The organism is Amycolatopsis pithecellobii (assembly GCF_009707865.1).
Taxonomy (GTDB): Bacteria; Actinomycetota; Actinomycetes; order Mycobacteriales; family Pseudonocardiaceae; genus Amycolatopsis_E; species Amycolatopsis_E pithecellobii.
The window spans coordinates 85,747-111,308 of sequence record NZ_WMBA01000020.1; the positions used below are offsets into that span (position 1 = coordinate 85,747).

Here is a 25,562-nt window from a genome sequence, read left to right on the forward strand (position 1 = left end):
CTCGTAGACACCCATGTCCGCCGTGGCTGCCGTCGGATTGGTAACAAACGGCACCGTACTGTCCGTGTCACCGGTGACCTGCTGAATGCGGCCATCGGCGCAGGGGCAAATTCGCCCGAAGTGAGGAACAATGCACGTGTGAGCAGCGACGAGATCACCACGGAAACGACCGCACCCGCCACGGACCAGAGCAGGCACGTGCAGTTCCGTGCCGTGCCCTCGGCGCCGCCCGCAGTGACGGCGCCCCTGCCCACCGCTTCCGTCGAGTCCCTTCCCGACGATCGCTACTTCAACCGCGAGCTCTCCTGGCAGGACTTCAACGCGCGGGTGCTCGCGCTCGCCGAGGACGAATCGCAGCCGTTGCTGGAGCGCGCGAAGTTCCTCGCCATCTTCGCGTCCAATTTGGACGAGTTCTACATGGTCCGGGTGGCCGGGCTGAAACGTCGCGACGAGACCGGTCTTCCGGTGCGCAGCGCCGACGGGCTCACCCCGCGCGAGCAGCTGGCCTACATCGCCAAGCGCAACCAGGATCTCGTCGAGCGGCACACACTGGCCTTCGAGGAACACATCCGGCCCGAACTGGCCGAGCAGGAGATCCACATCGTCGGCTGGACCGAGCTCGAGGCGGCCGACCAGCTGCGGCTGTCGAACTATTTCAGCGAACAGATCTTCCCGGTGCTCACCCCGCTCGCCGTGGATCCCGCGCACCCGTTCCCGTACATCTCGGGGCTGTCGCTGAACCTCGCGGTCACGGTGCGGGACCCGGAAGAGGGCACGGAGCGGTTCGCGCGGGTGAAGGTGCCGAACAACGTGCCGCGGCTGATCCGGGTCGCCCCCAGCCGGGACGACCGCGTCGCGACCTTCCTGCCGCTGGAAGAACTCATCGCCGCGCATCTGAGCGAACTGTTCACCGGTATGGAAGTCACCGAGCACCACGTGTTCCGGGTGACCCGCAACGCCGATTTCGAGGTCGAGGAGGATCGCGACGAGGACCTGTTGCAGGCACTCGAACGTGAGCTGGCCCAGCGGCGGTTCGGACCGCCGGTGCGCCTCGAGGTCACCCCCGACATGAGCGAGCACATGCTGGACCTGCTGCTGCGGGAACTGGAAGTGGACCCCAACGACGTGGTCGAGGTGCCGGGGCTGCTGGATCTGACGTGCCTGCACCAGCTGTCCAGTTTGGACCGGAAGGAACTCAAGGACCGCCCTTTCGTCCCGGCCACCCACCCGGCGTTCGCGGAACGTGAGACGCCGAAAAGCGTGTTCGCCACGTTGCGCGAAGGCGATGTCCTGGTGCACCACCCGTACGACTCGTTCTCCACGAGCGTGCAACGGTTCATCGAGCAGGCCGCCGCGGACGACCGCGTGCTGGCGATCAAGCAGACGCTGTACCGCACTTCCGGTGACTCCCCGATCGTCAACGCGCTCATCGACGCGGCCGAAGCCGGGAAGCAGGTGGTGGCACTCGTGGAGATCAAGGCGCGCTTCGACGAGGAAGCCAACATCACCTGGGCCCGCACGCTGGAACGTGCCGGCGTGCACGTCGTGTACGGGCTCGTCGGGCTGAAAACGCACTGCAAGGTGTCACTGGTGGTGCGGCAGGAAGGATCGATGCTGCGCCGCTACTGCCACATCGGCACCGGCAACTACAACCCGAAAACCGCGCGGCTGTACGAGGATCTCGGGCTCTTGACAGCGGATCCGGCGATCGGCGCGGACCTGACGGATCTGTTCAACGTGCTCACCGGCTACTCGCGCCAGGAGACCTACCGCAACATTCTCACGTCTCCCAACGGAATCCGCCGCGGCATCCTGCGGCTCATCGGTGAGGAGATCGAGCACGCGCACGCGGGCAAGCCGGCCGGCATCCGGATCAAGTGCAACTCGCTGGTGGACGAGCAGGTCATCGACGCGTTGTACCGCGCATCCCAGCAAGGCGTACCGGTACAGGTTGTGGTGCGCGGGATCTGCGGGCTCAAGCCCGGTGTTCCCGGGCTGAGCGACAACATCACCGTGCGCTCGATCCTGGGCCGGTTCCTGGAGCACTCGCGGATCTTTCACTTCCGGGCCGGTGGTTCGCACTGGATCGGCAGCGCGGACATGATGCACCGCAACCTCGACCGCCGGATCGAGGCGCTGGTTTCGGTGAAGGATCCGAAGCTGACCGCGCAACTGGATCAGGTGCTCGACTCCGCGCTCGACCCGGCGACCCGGTGCTGGGTGCTGACGTCCACCGGCGAGTGGTCACCGTTTCCCGCCGAGGGTTCGAATGTCCGCGACCATCAGGTCGAGCTGTTGAAAAAGCACGGAGCCAACGGGTGACGATCGCCGCCGCGGGCGCCGTGTTGTGGCGCAGGGGTGTGCACGGGGTCGAAATCTGCCTCGCGCACCGGCCGCGCTACGACGACTGGTCGCTGCCCAAGGGAAAGCTCGATCCCGGTGAGACACTGCCCGCCACCGCGGTGCGGGAAATCCACGAGGAGACGGGATATCGCGCGATCCTCGGCCGCCGGCTGCGCACCGTGCGGTACCACGTGGCCGCCGGGGACAAGGTCGTGGAGTACTACAGCGCAGCGGCGATCGACGGTTCGTTCACGCCCAACCACGAGGTCGACTCGCTGCGCTGGTTGCCGGTCGAGGACGCCGCTTCCGCGCTCAGCTACGACACGGATGTCGACGTGCTGCGGGCGTTCACGGCGCTACCGTCGCTGCTGAGCACCGTTCTGCTGGTTCGGCATGCGAAGGCGGGCAAGCGCGACGAGTGGACGGGAGAGGACTTGCTGCGGCCGCTTTCGCCCGCCGGGATGCGGCAGGCACAGGCGGTGCGGGAGTTCGCGCCACTGTTCGGAGTGGACCGTGTGTTCGCCGCGCCGCTGGTGCGGTGCGTGCAGACGGTGCAGGGCATCGGCGACGACCTCCGGGCCGGGGTCGGCCAGGAACCGTTGCTGGCGGAGGAAGGCTACTGGGAGGACCCCGACCGTGGGCTGGCGCGGCTGCTCGCGATCGTGGCCGCGGGCGGGAGTCCGGTGGTGTGCAGCCAGGGCGGCGTGATCCCGGATGTGGTCTCGACGCTGGCCGGTCAGGCGGGGCTGGCATTACCGGCGGGCAAGGGCGGTATGGCGCCGAGCAAGAAAGGGTCGGTGTGGGTGCTGTCATTCCACGTCGGCGAATCGAATGGCGGCCCCCATCTCGCGGCGGCGGACTACTACCCCACCGCATTGCCGGATCCCGCGCCGACACACTCCTGAGGAACTTCGATTCATGACCCGCGGGGAAAAGCTTTCCCGACTTTCGGGCCGGCGATGCGCGATGCCCACATTGGCGCTTGCGTGGCAACGGTTACGCACAGCTCAGGGTCGGCCTTACTTCTGGTCCGATTGGTAAAAAGATCCGGACTGCCGCTATTGCCGGGCCGCAATGGAGTTTGGGGCGGCAAGGCCCGCAAACTCCACCACACAGGCAAAACACGGCAGGGCCCCCGCGATGGTGCTCGCGGGGGCCCTGCCGGGAACCGTTCGAGTGAACGGGCTTCTGCTACTTCTTCTTGGCGCGCGAAGCCGTGGTGGTCTTCTTCGCGGCGGCCTTCGGAGCCGCCTTCGCCGCGGTCTTCGGCGCAGCCTTGGCAGCGGTCGCCTTCTTGGCCGTGGTCTTCGGCGCGGCCTTGGTCGCGGCGGCGGCGCGCGTCGTGCGCGTGGCGGTGCTGCGCGTGGCGGCGGGCCGGGTCGCGGTGCTACGCGAGGCGGTGGTCCGCGTGGCGGTGCTACGCGTCGCCGTGGTGCCGCGGCTGGTGGTGCCGGTGCCGGTGCTGGTGCTGCGCTTGACCGCCGTGGCCTTCGGCAGCTTCTTCGCACCGCTGATGACGTCCTTGAACGTGGTACCGGCACGGAAGGCGGGCACGTTCGTCTTCTTGACGCGGACGGTCTCACCGGTGCGCGGGTTGCGTGCGGTGCGCGCGGCACGGGCGCGCTTCTCGAACACACCGAAGCCGGTGATGTTGACCTTCTCACCCTTGTTGACCGTCCGGATGATGATGTCGACGAGACCGTCGACCGCTTCGGACGCAACCTTCTTGTCGCCCAAACGCTCGGAGAGCGCCTCGATCAGCTGGGCCTTGTTGGCCATTCCAGTCCTCCATGAAAGAACTCTTGTCACACGGCCACATCGGCCGACTTGCGCACACGGTATTACCAATCACCCGGAAATTCCAAACGGCGCGCGGAATTTTCTTGGCTCGGGGCCTGCTTTCCGCCCTCCGAGCGACCCCTTGGGGGCCTTCCGCGCGCCGTCCGGCGCCGTGTGGCGAGTTCTCTATTCCCTTGCTGAGCAGGGAATCTGTGTCTACGCGGTGGTCTGGCCGATGGTCACCGGCTTCCAGTTGGGACGCTGCGACTCGAAGGTGTCGATCTCTTCGGCGTGGCGCAAGGTGAGAGCGATGTCATCCAGACCCTCGAGCAACCGCCAGCGGGTGTAGTCGTCGATCTCGAAGGGGGCCACGAAGTCCTTGGCGCGCACGGTCTTCTCCTCGAGGTCGACCGTGACCTCCGTGCCTGCCTCGTTCTCCAGGATCTTCCACAGTTGCTCGACATCCGACTGCTCGCACTGGGCGGCCAGCAACCCGCCCTTGCCCGCGTTGCCACGGAAGATGTCGCCGAACCGCGCGGAGATCACGACCCGGAACCCGTAGTCCTGCAATGCCCAGACAGCGTGTTCGCGCGAGGAACCGGTGCCGAAGTCCGGACCCGCGACCAGCACGCTGCCTGCCCGGAAGGGCTCCTGATTCAGGATGAAAGTCTCGTCACCGCGCCAAGCCGCGAACAGTCCGTCCTCGAATCCGGTACGGCTGACCCGCTTCAAGTACACAGCGGGGATGATCTGGTCAGTGTCCACGTTGGACCGGCGCAGCGGGACCCCGACGCCGGTGTGAGTCTTGAACGGCTCCATGGTGGTGGGCTCCTTCGCGTCAGAGGTCTTCGGGGCTGGACAACGTGCCGCGCACCGCCGTGGCGGCCGCGACGAGCGGCGAGACGAGGTGCGTGCGCCCGCCCTTGCCCTGGCGCCCCTCGAAGTTACGGTTGGACGTCGATGCGCTGCGCTCGCCGGGGGACAGCTGGTCCGGGTTCATGCCAAGGCACATCGAACAACCCGCCTGCCGCCACTCCGCGCCCGCGTCGAGGAAGACCTTGTGCAGTCCCTCGGCTTCGGCCGCCTGACGTACCCGCATCGATCCGGGAACCACGAGCATCCGCACGCTGTCGGCCACCTTGCGCCCGGCCAGCACGCTCGCGGCCGCGCGCAGGTCCTCGATCCGGCCGTTGGTGCACGAGCCGAGGAACACGGTGTCCACGTTGATCTCCCGCAGCGGGGTGCCCGGCTTGAGGTCCATATAGGACAGCGCCTTCTCCGCGGCGGTGCGCTCGTTCTCGTCCGCGATCGCCTCCGGGTCCGGCACCCTCTCACCCAGCGGAAGTCCTTGACCGGGGTTGGTTCCCCAGGTGACGAACGGAGTCAGGCTGTCCGCGTCGAGATGCACTTCGGCATCGAACTGGGCGCCCTCATCGGTGCGCAGCTCGCTCCAGTTCGCGACGGCCGCGTCCCAGTCGGCACCCTTCGGCGCGTGCGCGCGATCCTTGAGATAGGCGTAGGTCGTCTCGTCCGGAGCGATCATGCCCGCCCGCGCGCCCGCCTCGATGGACATGTTGCAGATGGTCATCCTGGCTTCCATGGACAAGGCAGCCAGCGCGTCACCTCGGTATTCCAGGACGTAACCCTGGCCGCCGCCGGTGCCGATCTTCGCGATGACCGCGAGGATGATGTCCTTCGCTGTGACACCGGGCCGCAGCGACCCGTTGACATTGATCGCCATCGTCTTGAATGGACGCAGCGGCAGGGTCTGTGTGGCCAGCACGTGCTCGACTTCGGAAGTGCCGATACCGAAGGCCATCGCGCCGAACGCACCGTGCGTAGAGGTGTGACTGTCCCCGCACACCACGGTCATTCCCGGCTGGGTCAGGCCGAGCTGCGGGCCGATGACGTGCACGATGCCCTGCTCGGCGTCGCCCATCGGGTGCAGCCGGATGCCGAACTCCTTGCAGTTACGGCGAAGCGTGTCGACCTGGGTCTTGGACACCGGGTCGGCGATGGGCAGCTCGATGTCGACGGTGGGGACGTTGTGGTCCTCGGTGGCGATGGTCAGATCCGGCCTGCGGACCTTGCGGCCGGCCAGCCGCAGACCGTCGAATGCCTGCGGGCTGGTGACTTCGTGCACCAGATGCAGATCGATGTAGAGCAGGTCGGGCTCCGCGCCTTCACCCTTGCGCACCACGTGCGCATCCCAGACCTTCTCGGCCAGCGTGCGGGGCCGTGTCTCGGTCATCTGCGCTCCTCCCAATGAGGTCGTTGGGAGCAAAGAAAGTCGGTCGGCGGCCGGTACTTCGAGCCACGGCCGGCTTCGATGTTTCCCAGATTGTGGACTTCCCATACTGCGGGAAGCTAGTATCGCTTCGTGGGACAGCATAGCCCTTCCAGCCAGCACAGCGGTATCGGTGTTCTCGACAAGGCAGTCGCCGTACTGCAAGCCGTCGCCGAAGATCCGTGCGGACTCGCGGAACTGTGCAGCCGCACCGGATTGCCGCGCGCGACCGCGCACCGGCTCGCCGTCGGCCTCGAAGTCCACCGGTTGCTGCGCCGCGGCCCTGACGGGCGCTGGCGGCCGGGCACCGCACTCGCCGAACTCGCCGGTGGCACCACGGATCCGCTGCTCGACGCGGCGGGGGCGATCCTGCCGAAGCTGCGCGACATCACCGGGGAAAGCGTTCAGCTGTACCGGCGGGACGGGGTGCAGCGGATCTGTGTCGCGACTTCCGAGCCCACCAGCGGGCTGCGGGACACCGTGCCGATCGGCTCGCGTCTGCCGATGACGGCGGGTTCCGGGGCGAAGGTCCTCGCCGCATGGGCGGATTCGCATACGCAGCGCGCAATCCTGGCGGACGCGGTGTTCGGCGAACGGACCCTGCTCGAGGTGCGCCGCCGCGGCTGGGCACAAAGCGTCGCCGAGCGCGAGCCTGGCGTGGCCAGTGTTTCCGCGCCGGTAAGGGATTCCGCCGGGCAGGTCGTCGCGGCGGTGTCGGTTTCCGGCCCGGTCGAACGGATCGGCCGGAAACCGGGTGCCCGCTGGGCCGCCGACCTGCTGGCCGCGGCGGAGGCGCTCCAGGAACGCCTGTGACCACAATGGAGCCCGAGTTCACCGCGGACGTTGCCCACTCTTCGCGACGAATTTGATCTTCAAACAAATGTTCGAACAGTGTATAGACTCGCGGCATGACCATGGGACTGCAGGGCTCGCTGTTCGGGGCGACCGAGAACGCATTCCTCCGGCCGCTGCGCGGGATCCGGCGGACACCGCTGAGCGACGGCGCCTGGATCGATGTCCTGCCCGGCTGGCTCGCCGGTGCGGACACGGTGTTCGAGCGCCTGCGGGATCACGTGCCGTGGCATGCCGAACGGCGCCGGATGTACGACCGCATGGTCGACGTGCCGCGGCTGCTCTGTTTCTATGACGAGGACGACGAGCTGCCCGACCCGGTGCTCGCCGAAGCACGCGAGGCGCTCAGCCGGTATTACGCGGGCGAACTCGGCGAGCCGTTCCGCACGGCCGGCCTGTGCCTGTATCGCGACGGCCGGGACAGTGTGGCCTGGCATGGCGACACGATCGGCCGCGGCTCACGGGAGGACACGATGGTCGCGATCCTGTCCGTCGGCGCGCCGCGGAGCCTGCTGCTGCGGCCCCGCGGCGGCGGTCCGGCGATCCGCCAGGCGCTCGGTCCCGGCGATCTGATCGTGATGGGCGGCTCGTGCCAGCGCACCTGGGAACACGCGATACCCAAGACCGGCAAACCGGTCGGGCCGCGCATCAGCATCCAGTTCCGCCCGCACGGAGTCCGCTGAAACTCAGAAGCGGGCCCAGCGATCCCCGGCGTACAACCACTCGCGGTCCCAATGAACGGCGCGACGACGGTCCAGGATCAGCCGGGTGGCCAGGTACACGCCGACGAGTACCAACGCGGCCAGCAGCCACGAGAACACGGCGGTGAGCACGCTCGTCGTCACGGCGTCGGTCGGCGTCAACGGCGGCGGGACGGGGGCGCCTGCTTCGCCGAGCCACACCGGAACCTGCGTGCCGGCGGTGGCACCGGGGTTGGCACTGACGAGGCCGATCTGCTGCCCGCCCCCGGGCACGGCCCAGCGGGCGTGCACACCGGTCGTGCTGCCATCGGCATTGAGGTAAGCACTGTCGATCCCGGTCACCGGTGACGGCGCGTTCTCGACGAGGGTGGCGGTGACGAGGTGGCGTGAGGACTGCTGCTGGGCCGAAATGGCGGCCTGGCTGTGATAGGTGCCGGAACCGAGTATTACCGCAAGTGGAATGGCTGCCAACAATCCCACGGCAACCACCATCAGCATCGCAGCTTCGACTCGGTCGGAGCGTCTTGCCAGCGGATTACGACCAAGGTGGATACGGCGCCAGAATCGAGCCAGCTGCCCGAATGGTCCGTTCACGGTCGAAGTCCCCCTTTCCCAGTTTCATAGCGAGCTCTTTGCTCTACCCAGTATGCTCGCGCGCGCGGTGAATGGCTCGCAAACGAGACCGACACCGCTTTGAGCGGCCCGTCACAATCCGGTTCACCCGTGCCCGCGCGGGAAGATCAATCCTCGGCCCTCATGCTGGCACGGGTACCGGTCGCGGCGACATCGTCCGAAAGTATGCCGCTCAGCGGTGACGGAAAGTGACATTCGTCGGGCGAACAATTCGAACGTACAGTCTATTCAATATCGGAAAAGGAACCACCACGACCGGCGCCGCCCGCGAAACGACTCGCGCCCGCGGCCGCATCTGCTTCGAAGGAAATCATTCCGTGGCGCCATTCCCCAGCCATTGCCTCCGTTTCGGTGCGCCCCTGCTGTTCGAGCGCCGACAGCCTGTCCTGGCGCAGGCAGGTCTGCGGGAACCGGGCGATCTCGGCGGCCAGCTCCTCGGCCGCGGCGCGCTCCTGCCCCGGAGGCACGACACGGTTCGCCAGCCCCATCCGCAACGCCTCGGCCGCCTCCACCGGGCGCCCGGTGAGGATCAGGTCCATGGCCTGGCTCGTGCCGATGAGCCGGGGCAGCCGGACGGTGCCGCCGTCGATCAGCGGGACGCCCCAGCGCCGGCAGAACACGCCGAAGATCGCGTCCTCGGCGACGACCCGCAGGTCACACCACAAGGCCAGTTCGAGACCACCGGCGACCGCGTGTCCGGCAACGGCCGCGATCACCGGTTTGCCGAGGCGCATCCGGGTGGGCCCCATCGGGCCGGGCCCGTCGGGCGCCAGCCGGTTCATGCGGTCGGTGCCGACGGCTTTGAGGTCGGCGCCGGCGCAGAACGTGCCGCCCTCGCCCCACAACACCGCGACCGCCGCATCGGGATCGGCGTCGAATTCCCCGAAGGCACGCACCAGTGCCGCCGCCGTCGGGCCGTCGACTGCATTGCGGGCCTCGGGCCGGTGCAGAATCACCGTGCACACCGGACCTCGCCGTTCGATGCGTACCGCTTCGCTCATACCCTTGAGACTAACTCCTTTTCGCAATTCTTTCGTTACCGTTCATTGATATCCGGCACCGATTTCGGCTCGGCGGCCGAGGTCACCTGGGTGAGTGGCCAGGCGGTCCGGGCGATCGTCGTTCACACTGGGCGCGATGGACTTCGAGGTGGTGTCGGACGAGCTGTACGCGGCGAAACGCGAGGATTTCACCGCGCTCCGCGATGAACGGGCCAAGCAGGCGCGGCCGGACCGCGTGCTGGTGGACCGGATCGCCGGGCTGCGCAAGCCGACTGTCGCGGCATGGCTGGTGAATCAGGTCAGCCGGAACAATCCGGAGGAAATCGACCAGCTCGCCGAACTCGGTGAGGCGTTGCGGCTGGCGCACCAGCGACTGGCGGGCGAGGACTTGCGGGCGCTGTCGCGGCGGCGTCATGAGCTGATCGAAAAGCTGAACAAGCGGGCGCAGTGGCTGGCGCGCAAGGCGGGATACGCGTTCAGTGACCTCACCGGGCGGCAGATCACGGACACGTTCGAGGCCGCGGTCGCCGACGAACAGGCGCTGGAAGCGTTGCGGGCGGCGCGATTGAGCGCAAGCCTGGCGCCGGGCTCGCCGGAACAATGGCTCACCGCGGCGATCCTGCCGGCGAAACCGTTGCCACGGAAGGAATCGGCGCCGCAACGGCGTGAGGCTCCCCGACGTGAGGCGGAGACGGCGGGGTCACGACGGACGGCAACGCATGAACAGGAGGCACGCGAACAACAGCGCCGGAAGGCGGCGCGTGCGCGGGCCGAGCAGGAAGCGAAGTCCGCGGCGAAGGCACAGGAGGAAGCCGAACACGCGTTGTCCGAGGCGGAGCTGCGGGCCGAGGACGCTTCCGCCACCGTCGCCGGGTTACGGGCCAGGCTGAACGATGCCATTGCGGCTGAACGGGAAGCGCGTGCCGAGGTCACCGAAGCCCGCAAGACCGTCACCGCGGCGAGGCGCAGCGCCAAGGCAGCGGAAAAGCGCGCGACCGAAGCCGAGTAGCTCGCGCCCTACGGTCCAGACAGACCATCGCGTCGCTGAGCTCACCGGCCGCGAGCTACCCGGGTTTCTCGCGGTGAAGATCGAGCACACCGGCACGCAACGCGTCGGGCACATAACCGGGCCAGTATGCGTACCGCCTTGGTTCTCAATAAGCCGGGGTCGTGACGACGGCGAGTTCGGCGGACAGCCGCTCGGCAGCCTCCGAGTCCAGCTGTCCACAAAGGACAAGCGCGTCATAGCGGTGATCACGGGCGGCCGCCCCGTCACCGTCCAGTTCCAGTACCGCGGCCAGTTCGGCGAGCGTTCGCGCACGCTCCCAGCGGGTGACCGGCCCGGTGAAGGCGCCCAACGCGGTCTGCAGACTCTCGATCGCCCGCTGGTAATCCCCCGCAGCGCGCCACGCCTTTCCTTCGCTGTACGCAGCTTCCGCGGCAGCGAGCGCGTCACCGGTTTCGCCGAGCAGCGTGCGTGCGGTGTGATACGCCGCGGCCGCGCCCGGCCAGTCCCCGGTCAGCCCGAGATCGGTCCCGATGAAGCCGAAGGTCAGCGCGCGAAAGTACAGGTAGGTGTTCGGATTGGCTTCCGCACGGCACAATTCCGTGTCGGCGAGGACCTCACGGTGCACGGCGAGTGCTTCCTCGATCCGCCCGGCCGCGCTGAGCGCCTGCCCGAACTCGTTGCGCACGAAGCCTTGCCAGGCCCAGAATCTCAGCTTCGCCGACGACGCGGCCATTCGGGCATACCCGAGCGCCTCGCCGGGGCGGCCGAGTGACCTGAGCACCGCACCGAGGTGGCCCAGTGCCAACGTTTCCTGCTGCTCGTCGCCGATCGCGCGAGCGAGAGAAAGCGCTTTCTCATGCGACACCAGCGCGGCTTCCGCGTCCTGCCGGCAGGCGCGCTGCGCCCAGCCGGTGAAGTTGAGCAGCTTCGCCTCGGCGTGCCGGTCCCCCAAGTCACGCGCGGCGGTCAGGCCCAGCCCGAAAACCTCGTCCCACGGGTGTTGCCGGCGCAGTTGCGAGAACCATTCCATCGCCTCGGCAAGCCGGATCACGCGGTGATGATCGCCGTGCCGTGCCGCAAGCCGTTGCGCGGCAAGCCATCCCCACGCCTCCCGTTCCAGCCAGTCGAATGCCTGCTCGCGGGAGCTGAACGCGCCGGGCACGACCATCGCCTCGGGATGGGCCCAGCCGGCGGCGACAACGGCGTTGTCCACCAGATGACCCACTACCCGGCACCGCAGCCGCGACTGCTCGGTAGGACTCTCCTCCACCGCGAGCCGTTCGGCCGCGAACAACCGGATGAGATCGTGGTAGGAATACCGGCCGTCGTCCGCCGAAGTCTGCAAGAGGTTCGCGTCGACCAGTTCGTCGATGTACTGCCGCACCTGAGCGTCGGGCAGATTCGTTGCCACAGCGGCCATTTCGGCGCCGAAATCGGGACCGGGCAGCAGGGCTACCCGCCGGAACACGACCCGCGCGTCGTCGCTCAGGCGCCGGTGTGACATCTCGAAGGCCGAACGCACTCGCAGATCCCCGGCGGACAGCGCGGCCAGGCGCGTGCCCTCGTCGCGTAGCAGGGACACCAGGTGGCTGATCGACCAGTTCGGCCTGCTGGCCAGCCGGTTACCGGCGATCCGCACCGCGAGTGGCAGATTTCCGCACAGCTCCGCCAGTTCCGCCGCGGCCTCCGGCTCCGCGCGGATCCGGTCGGCGCCGATGATCGTGCCGATCAGGGACGCGGCGTCGGTGCGGCTGAGCTCGGTGAGCCAGATCCAGCGTCCCGACTCGAGTCCCGCGAGCGCGCGCCGGCAGGTGATCACGGTGAGGCAGCCGGTGGTTCTGGCCAGCAGCGGGCGCAACTGCGTCTCGTCGGCAGCGTTGTCGAGCAGGATCATCGTGCGGCGGTCGGCGAGCAACCTCCGGAACAGGCTGGTCTGCTCGGCGACGGTGACCGGGATCTGCTGGACCGGTACTCCCAGCGCCCGCAACAGGATGTCGAGCGCGGCCTGCGCGGTGACCGGTTGGTCATCCATACCACGCAGGTCGATGGAGAAGCAGCCGTCGGGGAACAGGTCGCGAAGCTCGTGCGCGGCGGTGGCGGCGAGCGCGGTCTTGCCGACGCCGGGATGCCCGACGATGGAAACGACCACGCCACCCGGAATATCCGTGGCGGCGATCGCCGCGGCCCGCAGCCGGTCCAGTTCCGCGGCACGCCCGACGAGACCCGGCACGGCTGTGGGCAGTACCGTCGCTGCGGTCGCCACGGGCGTGGGACGCGCGCCGCGGAGCCTGCCGTGCTGGGAGAGGCCGAAGAACAAGGTACGAACCTCGCCGGTCAGGCCGAGTGCGTCGGCGAGCGCCTCGGTGGATCGTCGCTGGGCGGCGCGAGCCCGGCCGCGCTCGAGATCGCTCAGCGCACGCACGCTCAAACCCGAGAATTCGGCCAGCTCAGCCTGCGTCAGACCGGCGTTGCGGCGCAGGCGCAACAGCAGTTCGCCGAAGGCGGGCTCGTCGGGGGTCGTCTCGCTCACACAGATATTAAACCGGCAGAACTAACGCTCCGGAAAAACTGCTGGTCCTTCTTCCTGGCAGGAAGAGAGCTTTCGCGGTTTCCTGGCGCCATGTCAATCAGTATCGCCCGTATGGAGGAAGCGGGTATCAAACAACCGCTGGGCGCAGCCACTTCCCCCATCTCCGTCGGCGTGCTGGCGGCCGAGCCCCTGCTGCGTACCGGCCTGGTCAGTGCGCTGCGTGGCCAGCCTGGCATCCGGCTCGTCGACAACAGCCAGGCCAGCGTGCTGGTCGCCATCACCGACAACATCCGCGCGCTGCCGTACCTGATCGGCGACTCGGCCGGGCAGGCACGCCTGGTGCTGATCTCGGACCCGCCGCAGCCGGGCGAACTGTGGGCCGCGATCGAGAGCGGGCTCGTGGTTTTCGTGCCGCGCAAGGAAGCCACCACCGAACGGCTGTGCACCGCGATCAGCGACGCGCATCACGGGCGAGGGCACCTGCCGCCGGAACAACTGGGGCAGATGCTGCAAGGGCTCGTGCGGCTGCACCGCGACGTGCTGGTCCCGAACGACCTCACCCCGACGGGGTTGTCCAGCCGGGAAGCGACGGTGTTGCGCCTGCTCGCCGATGGGCAGGACACAGCGGAGATCGCCGCGGAGATGGCCTATTCCGAACGCACCGTGAAGAACATCCTGCACAAGCTCACCAGCAGGCTGGGGCTGCGCAACCGAACACACGCGGTGTCCTACGCACTGCGACACGGCCTGATCTGACCGGAGCGCACCACAGCAGACGTCGGCGTTTACGGTCGCGACATGGCGCACTACTCTCAGTGGGTCAATCCGACCAATGTTCTGCGAGGCAGCGATGTCCGGTGCACCGGCCACTCAGTCACCCAGCCAGGTCCCCGTCGGAGTGGACCCGACCAGGCCCAGCATCGCGAGGATCTATGACGGATTCCTCGGCGGCAAGGACCATTACGACGTGGACCGTGCCGTGATGCGGAAGATCAACGAGGCGGTCCCCGAAGCCGTGGACATCGCCAGGGGCAACCGCGGTTTCCTCAACCGCGCCTGCCGTTTTCTCGCGGCGCAGAGCCAGATCGAGCAGTACCTCGACTGCGGTTCGGGCCTGCCCACCGCGGAGAACACCCACCAAATCGTCCAGCGCGGCAATCCGGACACGCGCGTCATCTACGTGGACAACGACCCGGTGGTGCTCACGCACGGGCGCGCGCTGCTGGAGGAGAACGAGAACGTCCACATGGCCGAGGCGGACATCTTCGCCCCGCCCGCCGTGCTGGCACACGAGATCGTCCGCAAGCACATCGACTTCACCGAACCCGTGGTGCTGCTGCACGTGGGCACCTTGCACCACTTCGAAGGTGACGGCGGGCCCGAGGTCATGCGGCAGTACATCGACGCTCTCGCGCCCGGTTCCTACGTGGTGTTCTCACATTTCTACGACCCTCAGGTACCCGAGCTGACCGAGCTCGCCAAGCGCATCGAGAACATCCTGGTGCACGGCCCGATGGGCGCGGGCCGCTTCCGCACCAAGGAAGAGATTCTCGCGATGCTGCCGGGACTGGAGATCATCAAACCGAACGCGACCACGGGGCCGGACCTCGTGGTGTGCGACGAATGGTGGCCCGACGGTCCGCGGCTGACGCCGCTGAGCAAAGCCGCCCGGTGCATCGCGGGCATCGTCGCGCGCAAACCCTGATCCCGCACAGGAAACCGTCACACCGGCACCCACCACTCCAGCACGACACGGCCGTCCGTGGCCCTTGTCCGGGCGTCGCCGTGGTGCAACCGCGCCCGCTCCCCGAGCGCCTCCAGCGGCTCGACGGATTCCGGCTCGGGCCCGGTGACCCGTAGCCGGATCATCCCGTCGTCCCTGGCCAGCCCGATCTCCACGAGCTCGCGCACGCCCGGGGTCAGCAAGACCCCCATCGCATCGGTCAGCACACCCAGCACTTCGGCCACGACTTCGTCGGGAAGCCGGCCGTCGAGGTCACCGGTCAGCACCAGCTCGGGCACCACCCCGAGCTCTGTTTCCAGATCGCTGACCAGGGTCTGCACAGACAGCCCCAATGCTTGCCCGCCCAGGTCCGAGGTGTGTCCGTACAGCGACGAGCGCAGCTGGTTGATGGCCTGATCGAGGTCGCCGACCGCGCTGGTGAAAACGCCGCGCGCGGCCGGGAACCGTCCGGCCGCGGACTGCAGGTCCAGGCCGATCGCGAACAGCCGTTTGAGCACTGTGTCGCCGAGTTCGCGGGCGATGCGGTCGGTCTCCTCGAGCCGCACGAGCTGTTGGGAAACCTCTGTGGCGCGGTCGATCTCGCTGAGGATGCGCACCCGCATGACCTCCACCGCCCGCCCGAGTTCCGCGATCTCCGCGGGGCCGCCGGCGTCGACGCCGCGGTCGAGCTCGCCGTCGGAGACTTGCCGGACCTGCCCGACCAGGCGCCGCAGCGGCGCGTCCAGCGAATTTCGCAACAGCAGCACAATGATCGCGCCGAGGATGAGCGCGAGCACGGCGCACGTGATCGTGATGGTGTTGGCCGTGTTGGTCGCGGCGGTTGATTCCCCCAGCCCGGTCGCGGTCAGCTCGTCGATACGCGACTGCAAGTCCGCCACCCGGGCCCGCACCACGTCGAACGCTTCCCGGCCCGTTTCCGCGTTCGCCGCGACGTCGAGGGTGCCGTCGCGGACGCCCGCGATGCCCGGCATGATCGACTGCTGCTCCCAGGCCTGCGCGGCTGCGTCGACGCCGCCCAGCAACCGCAGCGAAGGCCCGTCGAACGACAGCAGTTCACGCAGGCCCCGGTCCCGGCTGACGACGTCGCTCCGGCCGGACTCGTACGGGCCGAGGAACCGGTCGTCGTGGGTCAGGATGAAACCCCGGACCCCGGTCTCCATGTCGACATAGTCCTTGCTGAGCGCGGCGGCGGACTGTTGCGCCGGCCGTAACGAATCCCGGACATGATTGCCGACGGAGGTGGCGTAGAGCCGGGACACCGTGGTCGCCACGGCCGTGACCGCGAGCAGCACGAGCAAACCGCCGACAATCGCGTACACTCGCCAGCGCAGAGTCCGGGGCCACGCTCGGGAGAGCACGGTTGATGGTACCGCCGAAATCGCGTCGACGGCCCTGGCTACTCCAATGGACGCTGGATTTCGCCAGGTACCGCTGTCTACAATTCGGTCCCGCTACTTCATCAGCTCGAAAGTTTTCCGCGTGACAGTCCCTCCGGTGGCACGAACCCCGACCGGTCGCAGGTTTCAACTCGCCGCGTTGCTACGGCATCTACGCGAGCAACGGGGCCTTACCCAGGAAGAGGTCGGCGGGATCATTTGGCCAGGCACCTCGCCGCGAAGCGTACAGAACAAGATCACCCGCCTGGAAAACGGCGACGGCGGAATCACCAAGGACGATCTGCATGCACTGTTGAAGGTTTACGGCACAACGAATGGCGTGGCGCTCGAACTGGCGCTGCGGCTCAACAGCGGCACTTCCCAGCGTGGCCGCTGGCGCGGGCCGCGCGCCACGCATCCGGAGTCGTTCCGCCAGTACGTCGATCTTGAGGAGGACGCCCGGCTCATTCGCCTCGTCGCCGTCGAAGAGATTCCCGATCTATTGCAGTGTGAATCGTATCTGCGCGTGCGGTCACCGGCCGAACAAAATCTGGCCGCCATTCGCGACCGGCAACGCGTGCTGTTCCGGGAAGAACCGGCGGAAGTCTATGTGGTACTCAGTGAATCATGCGTGCGCCGGATCCGCGGGAATGCACTGGTGATGGTCGAGCAGATCGACCGCCTGCTGCGGCTGTCGGAACTGCCCAACGTCACCCTGCAACTGGCGCCATTCGACCCACCGCCCGGCCTGCCGACGAACACCACGCCGGAGCGGTTCGCGTTGCTGCGGCTGACCGCGCCGGGCGTCATCGGCGAATTCCGCCGTCACCTCGATTTCGCGTTCACCGTGGTGGGCGGACGCCTTTATCCCGACGACAATATCCAGTCATATGAGGAACTCTGGCTCAACGCGACCGTCGGTGCGCTGAGTCCCGATTCGACCCGGCGCTTCCTGCGGGAGGTCCGGCGCGGTTTCCGCGAACGGTGGCCCCTTGACGAGGGGTCCGGAAACGACACAGGAGACGACTGATGCCCGAAACTGCCGAGCCCGGTGTCGCCGCAGCGGCGCGGGTGTACGACTACCTGCTGGGTGGCACGCACAACTACGTGGTCGATCGTGAAGTGGCCGCGCAGATGTTGCGCGCGTTCCCGATGGCCGCGGTCGGCGCCCGCTACAACCGGGAGTTGCTGCGCCGCATGGTGCAGTACCTGATCGGCGCCGGAGTGCGGCAGTTCCTGGATCTGGGTTCGGGCATCCCGACCGTGGGAAACGTGCACCAGATCGCGCAGGCCGAGGTCCCCGCCGCGCGGGTCGTGTACGTGGACTACGACGCCGAGGCGGTCGAGCTCGGCCGGGAATTGCTGGCCGGCAACGAGTTCGCGACGGCGTTGCGGGCGGACCTGCGTGACCCGGACTCCGTGCTCCGCGCGCCGGAAGTGCGTGAACTACTGGACTTCTCGCAGCCGGTGGCGGTGCTGATGATCTCGGTGCTGCACTTCGTTCCCGACGACGCGGAGGCGGTGCGCGTCGTGCGCCGCTATCTCGAGCCGCTCGCGCCCGGCAGCTACCTGGCGTTGAGTCATCTCGCGCCGGCCGAAGGGCGGACGGGCGCGTTGCAGCAGGAGACGCGCCGGGTCTACAACGAGACGGTCGCGGAAAAGCTCGCGATCCGCGATCGCGCGCAGATCGGCGAGTTCTTCGCCGGGCTGGAGCTCATCGAACCGGGGCTCGTGCCGTTGCCGGACTGGCGTCCCGAGGATCCGGACTATGTGCCGGACGAGGAGGACGCGCCGCGTCAGGTCGGGCTCTGCGCCGTGGGCCGCCTTCCCGGTTGACAAATTGTCTGACATCTAGACTGACCGGGTGGACACGGCGGACGCGATCCTCGACGCGGTAAAGGACCTCATTCCCGGCCTGGCGGCGACCTTCGGCCGCTCCTGCGAAGTGGTGCTGCACGATTACCGGCTCGGCACCCGGTCGGTGGTCGCGGTCGCGGGCGAGGTGACCGGGCGGCATGTCGGTGGTGCGATGAGCGAGATCGGACTGCGCATGCTCGCGCGCGGCGAGGACGCGAGCCCGGAGCTCAACTACGTCACGCGCACCGAGGCGGGGCGGACGGTGAAGTCCTCGACGCTGCCGTTGCGCGACGCCGACGGAAACGTGTTCGGCGCGCTGTGCGTGAACCTCGACGTGACGGCGTTGCGGCAGGCCGGCGATCTGCTGTCGGACCTGGCGGGGCTCGCTCCGGCGAACATCCCGCCGACGACCTTCGCCGACAACTTCGACGAGGTCGTCGACGCGGTCGTCCGCGCGGAGGAGCTGGCGCTGGCCAAACCTGTGGACAGCCTGAGCCGCCGGGAACGCTTGCGCTTGCTGAAAACCCTGGACGAGCGCGGCGTGTTCGCCGTCCGGGGCGCGGCTCCCCGGGTCGCGGCACGGCTGGGCATCTCGCGCGCTTCGCTGTACACCGACCTCGCCGAATGTCGCCGCTGACGGGATCGCTCGATAGGGTGAGGCCCCTAATCCCCTAAAGAGGACGCGGGCAACTCTGCGTAGAGATCGGGACCCATCCCCGATGTGCCCCCGCAAGTTGATCTCTAGGTTCGACCGCGTCGTGTGGCGGATTGTCCGCCGCGCGCGAGTCCCCTCCCCCTAGATTGCGGAGTATCCGTTGTCCCATCCGATCCACACCCTGCACAGCCTGGTGCTCAACCTGGTCACCGACCACGCGTTCGGCTCGGCGTTCCTCGCGAACCCGACCGCGGTGCTGTCCGAGGCCGGCCTCACCGACATCACCGGCGCCGACGTCTCCGAGGTGACCTCGCTGGTCGCCGAGCATGTGCCGGCCCCCGTCGCGGACGCGGTCGAGAACGGGCTCGCTTCGCTGCCCACCGATGCCCTCGGCGTGAACGACCTCAACAGCGCGCTCGCGCACCTCGAGGTCGTCGCCACCGTCGCGCAGGAGGTGCCCGCCACCGCCGCCTCGACGAGCGACTTCGCGCTCGGGTCCGTCTCCGGCGTCACCGAGGCGACCGCCGTGTCGAGCAGCTTCGGCGCCACCGCCGACGGACTCGCCACGAGCCTGGCGGCCGCCACTCCGGTGGGTGATGTGACCGGTGCCGTGGCCGCCAGCGCGGGCACGCTCGGTGTCGGCCTCAGCTCGTCGGCGGGCGCCTACGGTGTCGGCGTCGGCAGCCTGCCGCTGTCCGCGCCGAGCTTCGACTCGGTCGGAGACCTGGGCAGCACGCTGGACTCCGACGTGTTCTCCGACGCCTCCCCGGTGAGCAGCACCGCCACCGGCTACGTCGACCAGGGCGTGGACCTCGCGGGCTCGGGCGTCACGGGTGTGACGGCGTTCGCCGGTGACCACATCGCCGGCGCCGGCGCGGGTCTCGGTGAGACCGTCGCCGCGACGGGCGCCGACGTCGCCGGCCACCTGACCTCGGTGCCCGCCGTCGCGGCCCAGGCGACCTCGGTCCTGCCGCACGTGACGGCGCCGGTCCACCTGCCTGCCGACCTGCCGGTGCACCTGGCCGCCGAACTGCCGCACCTGCCCGCGGCCGCCGCCGTGCCGAACGTGCCGGACACCGTCGAGGACACCGTTTCGCACGCGACCTCGGTGACCGGCTCGGTCACCCACGGCGGGCTGCTCGACACGGCGCACGCCGCGCTGCCGGACACCGGCGACCTCAGCGGCAACCTGCTGCACACCGATCTCCCGCTCGGTCACTGAGTCCCGGCCGGGTCCTCGCCGCCGGCGGGGACCCGGCCCCCGGGGGGAGGTCACGAAAACACTTTCAGGAGCCTGCCGCCGTCCATTACCGCAATCGGCCGCGTCCTAGCGCGACATGTGGTTTCATGGGTCGAAACACACTTACCTGATCCGCTGACACGGCGCGGCCAACAGGTGGTGGTCCGATACAGCCTGTGACCACACTGAGCTCCGTCGCCGCACAGGAACCCCCGGGTGGCGCGCGATGGAACTCGAGCGGCAGTGGCCGGCCATGCTGCCTGACCCCGTCCGGCTTCTCGTCGGGCGCACTCGCGAAGCCCGGCTCCTTGATGAGCTCGCCGGCACCGAAACCGTCGCTGTCACCGGACCTCGCGGTGCCGGGAAGACCGCGCTGATCAGCTGGTGGGCAACACGGGCCGAACACCGCTTCCCCGGCGGCTGCCTCTACGCCGATCTGAACGGCACAGCCGGCCACACCGAAGCAATACTGGCGGGTTTCCTGCGGCGGCTCGGCGTTTCGCACACGTCGACCGCGCCCGCCGAACTCCCCGGTCTGTTCCGGCTCGTCACGGAGAACAGGCGCATCCTGGTCGTCCTCGACAACGCCGTCTCGGCCGCGCAGGTCCACGCCCTGCGACCCGGGCCGGGCAACGGCATCGTCGTCACCAGCCGCGACGCGCTCCCCGGCTTCGCGGGTACCACGCTCGCGCTCGGCCCGCTGAGTATCGAGGAGTGCCAGCGGCTGCTGAGCACAGTCGCCGGCGCGGACCGGGTCGCCGGCGATCCCGAAGCGACCCAGCGGGTCATCCACCTGTGCGCCCGGCTGCCTCTCCCGCTGCGCCTGGCCGGTGATCAACTGGCCGCGCGCGAAAACCTGACCATGGCCCGGCTCGCGGAGGAGCTCGACGCCGGTGGTGCGACCACGCGGGTACGCAGGCCGATCGACGCGGGGGTTTCGGTTGCCATGGACGCCGGCTATCGCACGCTGTCCCCGGAAGCCGCGAAGACCTTCCGGTTACTCGGCAGCCAGCCGTGCGGCGCGCTGCACCTGTTCGCCATCACCGCGTTGACCGATCTCGGCGTTCCCTCCACAAAGGACGCCGTCGACGAGCTCGTGCGGTGCGGGCTCGTGGAGCGTACGGGCAAGCGGTACCGGACGGCCGGCCCGGTCGGCGAATACCCGAGCGAGCCCGAACTCGCCGCCGCGCGGCGCCGGTTGCTGCGGTGGTACGCCGCGATGACCTACGTCGCGAGTGACGCGCTCGCGCCGGACTGGGCCGGGGCGGCGATGAAGATCGACACGACCGGGCTGACGTTGCCGGAGTTCTCCGGGACCGACTACCGCGCGCCGCTTTCCTGGCTGGACAACGAATTCCCGGCCGCGGTGGCGCTGCTACACGCCACGAAAACGGAGATTTCCCAGGCGTGGCAACTGCCCGTGCTGTACCTGCCGTACCTGTATTTGACCAAACGGTGGCAGTCTTGCCTTGATTTTGCCGGCACCGCGGTGAAAATCGCCGACGCCTCCGGAAGTGCCGTGGCACGCGCACGGAGCTTGCACGCGTTCAGCTGGGTGCTGCACGAGCTGAACCGGGACGAGGAAGCGTTGCCGCACTTGCGGGAAGCGAGGAAACTGCACGAGGGCATCGATGACGCCCGCGGTAGCGCGCTCACCGCACACATGCACGGCGAAGTCCTTACCGCACTAGGGTTTTACCCGGACGCCCGCGAACGGCTCGACGACGCGCTCGGGCATTTCCGCCAGTCCGGCTGGCGGTTCGGCACCGCCATCGCCCTCGCCAGCAAGGCCGCGACGCTGGAGAAGGAGGGCTGGCCCGCCCTCGCTTTCGAGGCGGCGCGGGAGGCGCTGGCGATTTCCGGTGAACTCCGGATCTGGCCGCTGGAAGGCCGGTCGCACCATCAGCTTGCCTTGCTGCACCAACGAAACAACGAACCACACGCGGCGGCCGTGCACTTCACGAAGGCCATCGAACTGCGCCGCGCGACGGGCGAACACTGGGGTGAAGCGGACAGCCTGCTGAGCCTCGCCGAGGTCCTCGCCGGAACCGGGAAACACGCCGAGGCGCGGGACGCCCTCCAGCAGTCGCGACGGATCTTCACCGAGCTGCACGACCCACAGACCCTCGTCGTCGACGCGGCACTGACGAACCTGGACGTGAGCCGAAAGCCCGCCGACGGCCGGGAGTCCTAGGGGCGCGGTGGGGCGCGATTGGACGAGTCTTACCTTGGGTGGGCTAGAATAATGAAACACTAGTCCCTACAGGTGAAGTAAAGCGCCTAACAGGTGGCGGCTATCAGCAACTTGCACGCTGCGTAAGGGGGCGTAGCGCTGCCCGTCATGTCCCGCCGACCATCCGATGAGGCTGAATGACCGACCAGTCCGAGAGCCGGTTCTGCGCGGAACTTCGCAGGCTCTTGAAGAGATACAAGCTGACCCAGGTCCGCTTGGCCAAGGAAACAGGCTATTCCACCGCGTATGTATCGAAGCTGATCAACGGTCAGCAATTGCCGTCGGATGACGTTGCCAAGAATTTCGACCGGTTCCTGAAAACCGGCGGCACGCTCTGGCAGGTCGTGCAAGAAGACCGAAACCTGGCCCAGTATGCGGTCGCCCCGCCGGCCCAGCCGAAGAATGGCAGCTGCCTTGTCGGCCGTGGCCCCGAGTTGAACCTGCTGGACATGGCGGATGCGCAGCGAAGGAAGATTTTCGTTACGGGTGACCGTGGTATCGGGAAGACGGCGTTCGTCACCGAAGTGCACCACCTGCAGAGAGGCCACTTTCCCGGCGGGTCGGTGTACCTCGATCTGGACGACCCGGAGAATCTCCTGCCGCGGGAACTGGTGCTCGTCGGCGGGTTGAAGGATCTGGGCATCCCGGAGCGGGCCCTGGCCGACCTGGCACAGGAGAACGGGCTCCCCTCCGCGGAAAAGCTGCTCCGGCTGGTGAACCGCATCATCACGGAAAAAGCAGTCCTGTGTGTACTCAACGGTGCGCCGGTCGAATGGATCACGGCCTTGAATCCCGGCGCGCGCAGCTTGCTCGTGGCCAGTACCAGCGAGCCGGTTCCCGATCTGTCCGACGTCACGGTGATCGAACTCGGGCCATTGGCCCCGGCCGAGGCGAGAACCCTGCTTGCCCATGTGGCCGGTGAAATGCGGGTCATGCTCGATCCGAAGGGAGCCGACCTGCTCGCCGAGCGATGTGGCTACAACCCGCTTTTCCTTGTGCTCGCCGGGAAACGACTGGCCGCCGACCCGGGGCTGACGATTCGCGAGCTGGTCCGCAGAATGGAGCAGGAGGGCGAGTGACCGTGATCGTGACCGAGCAGCCGCCGCACCTGCGAGCCGTGCTCCGGCTCAGCTACGGTGCACTGTCCAAAGAGGACGCGCGTACCTTCCGGCTACTGGGCATCCAGCCGTGCCGGACATTGGGCCCGGAAGCGATCGCGGCGTTGACGGGCGCTGATCTTGTCCAGACACGGGCCACACTCGAAACGTTGCGTGCGTACCATCTGATCGAGACCACGCCCGACGGCCGGGTCGAGCTGCACAACGTGCTGCACTCCTATGCGGCGGACCGGGCGATGATCGAAGACGACCCCGGCGAACTGGACACCGCACGGCGGCAGTTGTTGGCGTGGTATGCCGAAACGGTCGCCGCCGTCGGTGACCTGATCGCACCGGGTTGGGCTGGTCCCGCGCTGGCACCGGATCGCGACACACGTGATCTACCGGGCTTCGCCGTCCTGAATCCACTGTCCTGGGTGGACATCGAACTCGCGTCGGTGTTCGCGTTGACGAGAAGCGCCGCGCAGCACGGTGACGAAGACGGCTGGAAACTGGCCGTCCACTGCCTGCCGTACTTCTACCTCCACAAACAGTGGCGCGCCTACCTCGAGTTGTTCGAGCTGGGCACGGAAATCGCCCGGAAGGCCGATGATCCGCTGGCGATCGCCAGGAGCTTGCACGGTCTCGGTTGGACACTCCACGAACTCCGGCGCGACCGCGACGCGCTCGTGCTCCTGCGCGAGGCGATGCGGCTGCAGCAGGAAATCGGTCACGATGGCTGGGGGCGGGCCTGGACCGGCCACGCCATGGGCGAAAGCCTGAGCGCCCAAGGGCAGCATGACGAAGCCCTCCTCGTGTTGGCCGGACCGCTGCGGCATTTCAAGGCGGTCGGCTGGCCGTTCGGGACAGCCATCGTGCTGGCCAGCACAGCGGCCACTTTGGACCGTATGGGGCGTGCGGACGATGCGCTCAACGTGGCCGTGGAGGCGCTCAACCAGTCCTACCGGACCAACGTTTTCACCCTGCAGAGCCTTATCCACCGCGATCTCGGTCTGCTGCACCTGCGCAAGGAAGCGGCGGCGCGAGCGCTCATTCATTTCAACGAAGCACGGGAGCTTCGCGCCCGCAGTGTGGAACGTTGGGGTGAGGCGGAAAGCCAGTTGCATTGCGGCGTCGCGTTAAGGGCGCTGGGATTGGAAGCCGAAGCGCGCGACGCTTTCGCGGCAGCACGGTCGATCTTCGCTGATCTTCACGACGACGAGGCCGTGGCGGAGGTCGAGTCCATTGCGGACTCGGTGGAAAGTTTCCTGAACAGTACTGGTGACACGTCTTTCCCGCTGATCACGCGGGTGCAATTCTCTTGATGTGAGTGAGAAAGCTTCGTTACGTCCACGCATTCGCATCCGAGCCGCCGTGGCCACGGCACTGGTGTGCCTGGCCACGGCGACCGGCTCGACTCCGTCCGAAAAGGACGCTCCTCCGGAGAAGGTAGTGGTGGTCAACGTCTACCCACCCCATTGCGACGGTCCTCAGACGCTGCGCAGTACCGACACGACCGTGCCGAGCACGACGGCTTCGTCGCCGTCGATGACGTCGTAGGCGGGGTTGCGTGGTTCGAGATACACGTGCCCGTTGCGGCGGCGGAACACCTTGACGGTGGCCTCGCCGTCGAGCATCGCCGCGACGATCTGGCCGGAATGGGCTTCCGATTGTTGTTTCACCACAACGATGTCACCGTCACAGATCGCGGCGTCGATCATCGAGTCCCCACGCACCCGCAGCCCGAAGACCGTGCCCCGGCCGGTGAGCTCACGCGGCAGAGTCAGCAGATCGTCCACATGCTCCTCGGCCGAAATCGGTGCGCCGGCGGCGATGTCACCGACCACGGGCACGGCCACCGAGTCCCCGGCCTGCTCCCGGGCCGGGGGTGACAGGAACATCCGGACGTCGATCGGCCGGGACATCGTCGCGCTGCGGCGCAGGAATCCCTTCTCCTCCAACGCGGCGAGATGCTTCGACACCGAGGAGGAGGACCGCAGACCGACCGCGTCGCCGAGCTGGCGCGTGTTGGGCGGGTAGCCGTAACGGACCACCCAGTCGCGGATGGCCACCAGGATCCGCTGCTGCCGGGGCGGCAAGGCCGAGGTGTCGAGGTGCTCGAACGCGTCAAGATCGTCGTAGGTGGTCACCGGGGAATGGTAGAGGGCCCGCCCGCCGCGTTCGAGATGGAGTGAAGGGGGCTGTCTCTTATACACGTCTCCGAG

Annotated in this window: 22 protein-coding genes; 14 read left to right on the plus strand and 8 right to left on the minus strand. The window is 67.9% G+C overall.

Annotation, left to right across the window (positions count from 1 at the left end; genetic code table 11):
* Positions 1 to 153: 153 nt before the first annotated feature.
* A complete protein-coding gene (locus tag GKO32_RS15540) occupies positions 154 to 2,322 on the plus strand; it encodes an RNA degradosome polyphosphate kinase (protein WP_312867982.1) in 2,169 nt (722 codons plus the stop codon).
* A gap of 2 nt (positions 2,323 to 2,324) precedes the next feature.
* Entirely contained in the window at positions 2,325 to 3,248 is a 924-nt protein-coding gene (locus tag GKO32_RS15545) for an NUDIX hydrolase (RefSeq protein ID WP_312867983.1), read from the plus strand.
* A 286-nt stretch (positions 3,249 to 3,534) separates the two neighbouring features.
* Here GKO32_RS15545 and GKO32_RS15550 read toward each other — a convergent pair whose 3' ends face one another.
* The 3 genes from GKO32_RS15550 to leuC form a co-directional block, all read right to left on the minus strand.
* Complete coding sequence (locus GKO32_RS15550; protein ID WP_154757562.1) at positions 3,535 to 4,122, minus strand: HU family DNA-binding protein; 588 nt, start codon at positions 4,120 to 4,122, stop codon at positions 3,535 to 3,537.
* 216 nt (positions 4,123 to 4,338) lie between these two features.
* Positions 4,339 to 4,941 carry a 3-isopropylmalate dehydratase small subunit gene (gene leuD, locus GKO32_RS15555; RefSeq protein ID WP_154757563.1) on the minus strand — a complete coding sequence of 201 codons (603 nt, stop codon included), beginning with the start codon at positions 4,939 to 4,941 and terminating at the stop codon, positions 4,339 to 4,341.
* A gap of 19 nt (positions 4,942 to 4,960) precedes the next feature.
* Entirely contained in the window at positions 4,961 to 6,373 is a 1,413-nt protein-coding gene (gene leuC, locus GKO32_RS15560; protein WP_154757564.1) for a 3-isopropylmalate dehydratase large subunit, read from the minus strand.
* 129 nt (positions 6,374 to 6,502) lie between these two features.
* On the opposite strand from leuC, the gene GKO32_RS15565 reads away from it, so the two are divergent.
* Together GKO32_RS15565 and GKO32_RS15570 are read left to right on the plus strand one after the other, a co-directional pair.
* The gene (locus tag GKO32_RS15565) at positions 6,503 to 7,222 is read left to right on the plus strand and encodes an IclR family transcriptional regulator (protein ID WP_312867976.1); all 720 of its coding nucleotides are present in this window, start codon (positions 6,503 to 6,505) and stop codon (positions 7,220 to 7,222) included.
* A gap of 95 nt (positions 7,223 to 7,317) precedes the next feature.
* Complete coding sequence (locus GKO32_RS15570) at positions 7,318 to 7,944, plus strand: alpha-ketoglutarate-dependent dioxygenase AlkB (protein ID WP_154757565.1); 627 nt, start codon at positions 7,318 to 7,320, stop codon at positions 7,942 to 7,944.
* A gap of 3 nt (positions 7,945 to 7,947) precedes the next feature.
* Here GKO32_RS15570 and GKO32_RS15575 read toward each other — a convergent pair whose 3' ends face one another.
* Both GKO32_RS15575 and GKO32_RS15580 read right to left on the minus strand, forming a co-directional pair.
* The gene (locus GKO32_RS15575) at positions 7,948 to 8,556 is read right to left on the minus strand and encodes an Rv1733c family protein (protein ID WP_446680216.1); all 609 of its coding nucleotides are present in this window, start codon (positions 8,554 to 8,556) and stop codon (positions 7,948 to 7,950) included.
* Between the two features lie 263 nt (positions 8,557 to 8,819).
* Positions 8,820 to 9,596: a crotonase/enoyl-CoA hydratase family protein gene (locus GKO32_RS15580; protein ID WP_154757566.1), complete on the minus strand. Its 777-nt coding sequence runs from the start codon at positions 9,594 to 9,596 to the stop codon at positions 8,820 to 8,822.
* A gap of 136 nt (positions 9,597 to 9,732) precedes the next feature.
* Between GKO32_RS15580 and GKO32_RS15585 the strand changes: the two genes are divergently transcribed.
* Complete coding sequence (locus tag GKO32_RS15585; RefSeq protein WP_246243807.1) at positions 9,733 to 10,605, plus strand: hypothetical protein; 873 nt, start codon at positions 9,733 to 9,735, stop codon at positions 10,603 to 10,605.
* 145 nt (positions 10,606 to 10,750) lie between these two features.
* On the opposite strand, the gene GKO32_RS15590 is transcribed toward GKO32_RS15585, so the two are convergent.
* Positions 10,751 to 13,135, minus strand: coding sequence for an ATP-binding protein (locus GKO32_RS15590; RefSeq protein WP_312867978.1), 2,385 nt, complete (start codon positions 13,133 to 13,135; stop codon positions 10,751 to 10,753).
* Between the two features lie 90 nt (positions 13,136 to 13,225).
* On the opposite strand from GKO32_RS15590, the gene GKO32_RS15595 reads away from it, so the two are divergent.
* Entirely contained in the window at positions 13,226 to 13,891 is a 666-nt protein-coding gene (locus GKO32_RS15595; RefSeq protein ID WP_246243809.1) for a helix-turn-helix transcriptional regulator, read from the plus strand.
* A gap of 76 nt (positions 13,892 to 13,967) precedes the next feature.
* Positions 13,968 to 14,840 carry an SAM-dependent methyltransferase gene (locus GKO32_RS15600; protein WP_376765963.1) on the plus strand — a complete coding sequence of 291 codons (873 nt, stop codon included), beginning with the start codon at positions 13,968 to 13,970 and terminating at the stop codon, positions 14,838 to 14,840.
* A 17-nt stretch (positions 14,841 to 14,857) separates the two neighbouring features.
* On the opposite strand, the gene GKO32_RS15605 is transcribed toward GKO32_RS15600, so the two are convergent.
* Complete coding sequence (locus GKO32_RS15605) at positions 14,858 to 16,198, minus strand: sensor histidine kinase (RefSeq protein ID WP_166459571.1); 1,341 nt, start codon at positions 16,196 to 16,198, stop codon at positions 14,858 to 14,860.
* Here GKO32_RS15605 and GKO32_RS15610 point away from each other — a divergent pair.
* The 7 genes from GKO32_RS15610 to GKO32_RS15640 all read left to right on the plus strand — a co-directional run bounded on the left by GKO32_RS15610 (position 16,155) and on the right by GKO32_RS15640 (position 24,662).
* Positions 16,155 to 17,285, plus strand: a complete 1,131-nt coding sequence (locus GKO32_RS15610) for a helix-turn-helix domain-containing protein (protein WP_166459572.1) — start codon at positions 16,155 to 16,157, stop codon at positions 17,283 to 17,285. The genes GKO32_RS15605 and GKO32_RS15610 overlap by 44 nt on opposite strands.
* The gene (locus GKO32_RS15615; protein ID WP_154757570.1) at positions 17,285 to 18,091 is read left to right on the plus strand and encodes an SAM-dependent methyltransferase; all 807 of its coding nucleotides are present in this window, start codon (positions 17,285 to 17,287) and stop codon (positions 18,089 to 18,091) included. Before GKO32_RS15610 ends, GKO32_RS15615 begins: the two co-directional genes overlap by 1 nt.
* Before the next feature lie 28 nt (positions 18,092 to 18,119).
* Positions 18,120 to 18,749: a helix-turn-helix transcriptional regulator gene (locus GKO32_RS40175; RefSeq protein ID WP_312867979.1), complete on the plus strand. Its 630-nt coding sequence runs from the start codon at positions 18,120 to 18,122 to the stop codon at positions 18,747 to 18,749.
* A 178-nt stretch (positions 18,750 to 18,927) separates the two neighbouring features.
* A complete protein-coding gene (locus GKO32_RS15625) occupies positions 18,928 to 19,989 on the plus strand; it encodes an IniB N-terminal domain-containing protein (RefSeq protein WP_154757571.1) in 1,062 nt (353 codons plus the stop codon).
* A 244-nt stretch (positions 19,990 to 20,233) separates the two neighbouring features.
* Positions 20,234 to 22,201: a tetratricopeptide repeat protein gene (locus GKO32_RS15630; RefSeq protein WP_154757572.1), complete on the plus strand. Its 1,968-nt coding sequence runs from the start codon at positions 20,234 to 20,236 to the stop codon at positions 22,199 to 22,201.
* A gap of 176 nt (positions 22,202 to 22,377) precedes the next feature.
* Entirely contained in the window at positions 22,378 to 23,319 is a 942-nt protein-coding gene (locus GKO32_RS15635; protein ID WP_154757573.1) for a helix-turn-helix domain-containing protein, read from the plus strand.
* On the plus strand, positions 23,316 to 24,662 hold the full coding sequence (locus tag GKO32_RS15640; RefSeq protein WP_154757574.1) for a tetratricopeptide repeat protein: 1,347 nt from the start codon (positions 23,316 to 23,318) through the stop codon (positions 24,660 to 24,662). The genes GKO32_RS15635 and GKO32_RS15640 overlap by 4 nt, the downstream gene beginning before the upstream one ends.
* A 165-nt stretch (positions 24,663 to 24,827) precedes the next feature.
* On the opposite strand, the gene lexA is transcribed toward GKO32_RS15640, so the two are convergent.
* On the minus strand, positions 24,828 to 25,487 hold the full coding sequence (lexA, locus tag GKO32_RS15645) for a transcriptional repressor LexA (RefSeq protein WP_312867980.1): 660 nt from the start codon (positions 25,485 to 25,487) through the stop codon (positions 24,828 to 24,830).
* Positions 25,488 to 25,562: the final 75 nt, after the last annotated feature.

Coding starts and splice junctions, on each gene's coding strand:
- GKO32_RS15550 (WP_154757562.1), bottom strand. CDS start 4,122: ATGGCCAACAAGGCCCAGCTGATCGAGGCGCTCTCCGAGCGTTTGGGC.
- leuD (WP_154757563.1), bottom strand. CDS start 4,941: ATGGAGCCGTTCAAGACTCACACCGGCGTCGGGGTCCCGCTGCGCCGG.
- leuC (WP_154757564.1), bottom strand. CDS start 6,373: ATGACCGAGACACGGCCCCGCACGCTGGCCGAGAAGGTCTGGGATGCG.
- GKO32_RS15570 (WP_154757565.1), top strand. CDS start 7,318: ATGACCATGGGACTGCAGGGCTCGCTGTTCGGGGCGACCGAGAACGCA.
- GKO32_RS15580 (WP_154757566.1), bottom strand. CDS start 9,596: ATGAGCGAAGCGGTACGCATCGAACGGCGAGGTCCGGTGTGCACGGTG.
- GKO32_RS15585 (WP_246243807.1), top strand. CDS start 9,733: ATGGACTTCGAGGTGGTGTCGGACGAGCTGTACGCGGCGAAACGCGAG.
- GKO32_RS15595 (WP_246243809.1), top strand. CDS start 13,226: ATGTCAATCAGTATCGCCCGTATGGAGGAAGCGGGTATCAAACAACCG.
- GKO32_RS15600 (WP_376765963.1), top strand. CDS start 13,968: ATGTTCTGCGAGGCAGCGATGTCCGGTGCACCGGCCACTCAGTCACCC.
- GKO32_RS15615 (WP_154757570.1), top strand. CDS start 17,285: ATGCCCGAAACTGCCGAGCCCGGTGTCGCCGCAGCGGCGCGGGTGTAC.
- GKO32_RS15630 (WP_154757572.1), top strand. CDS start 20,234: ATGGAACTCGAGCGGCAGTGGCCGGCCATGCTGCCTGACCCCGTCCGG.
- GKO32_RS15635 (WP_154757573.1), top strand. CDS start 22,378: ATGACCGACCAGTCCGAGAGCCGGTTCTGCGCGGAACTTCGCAGGCTC.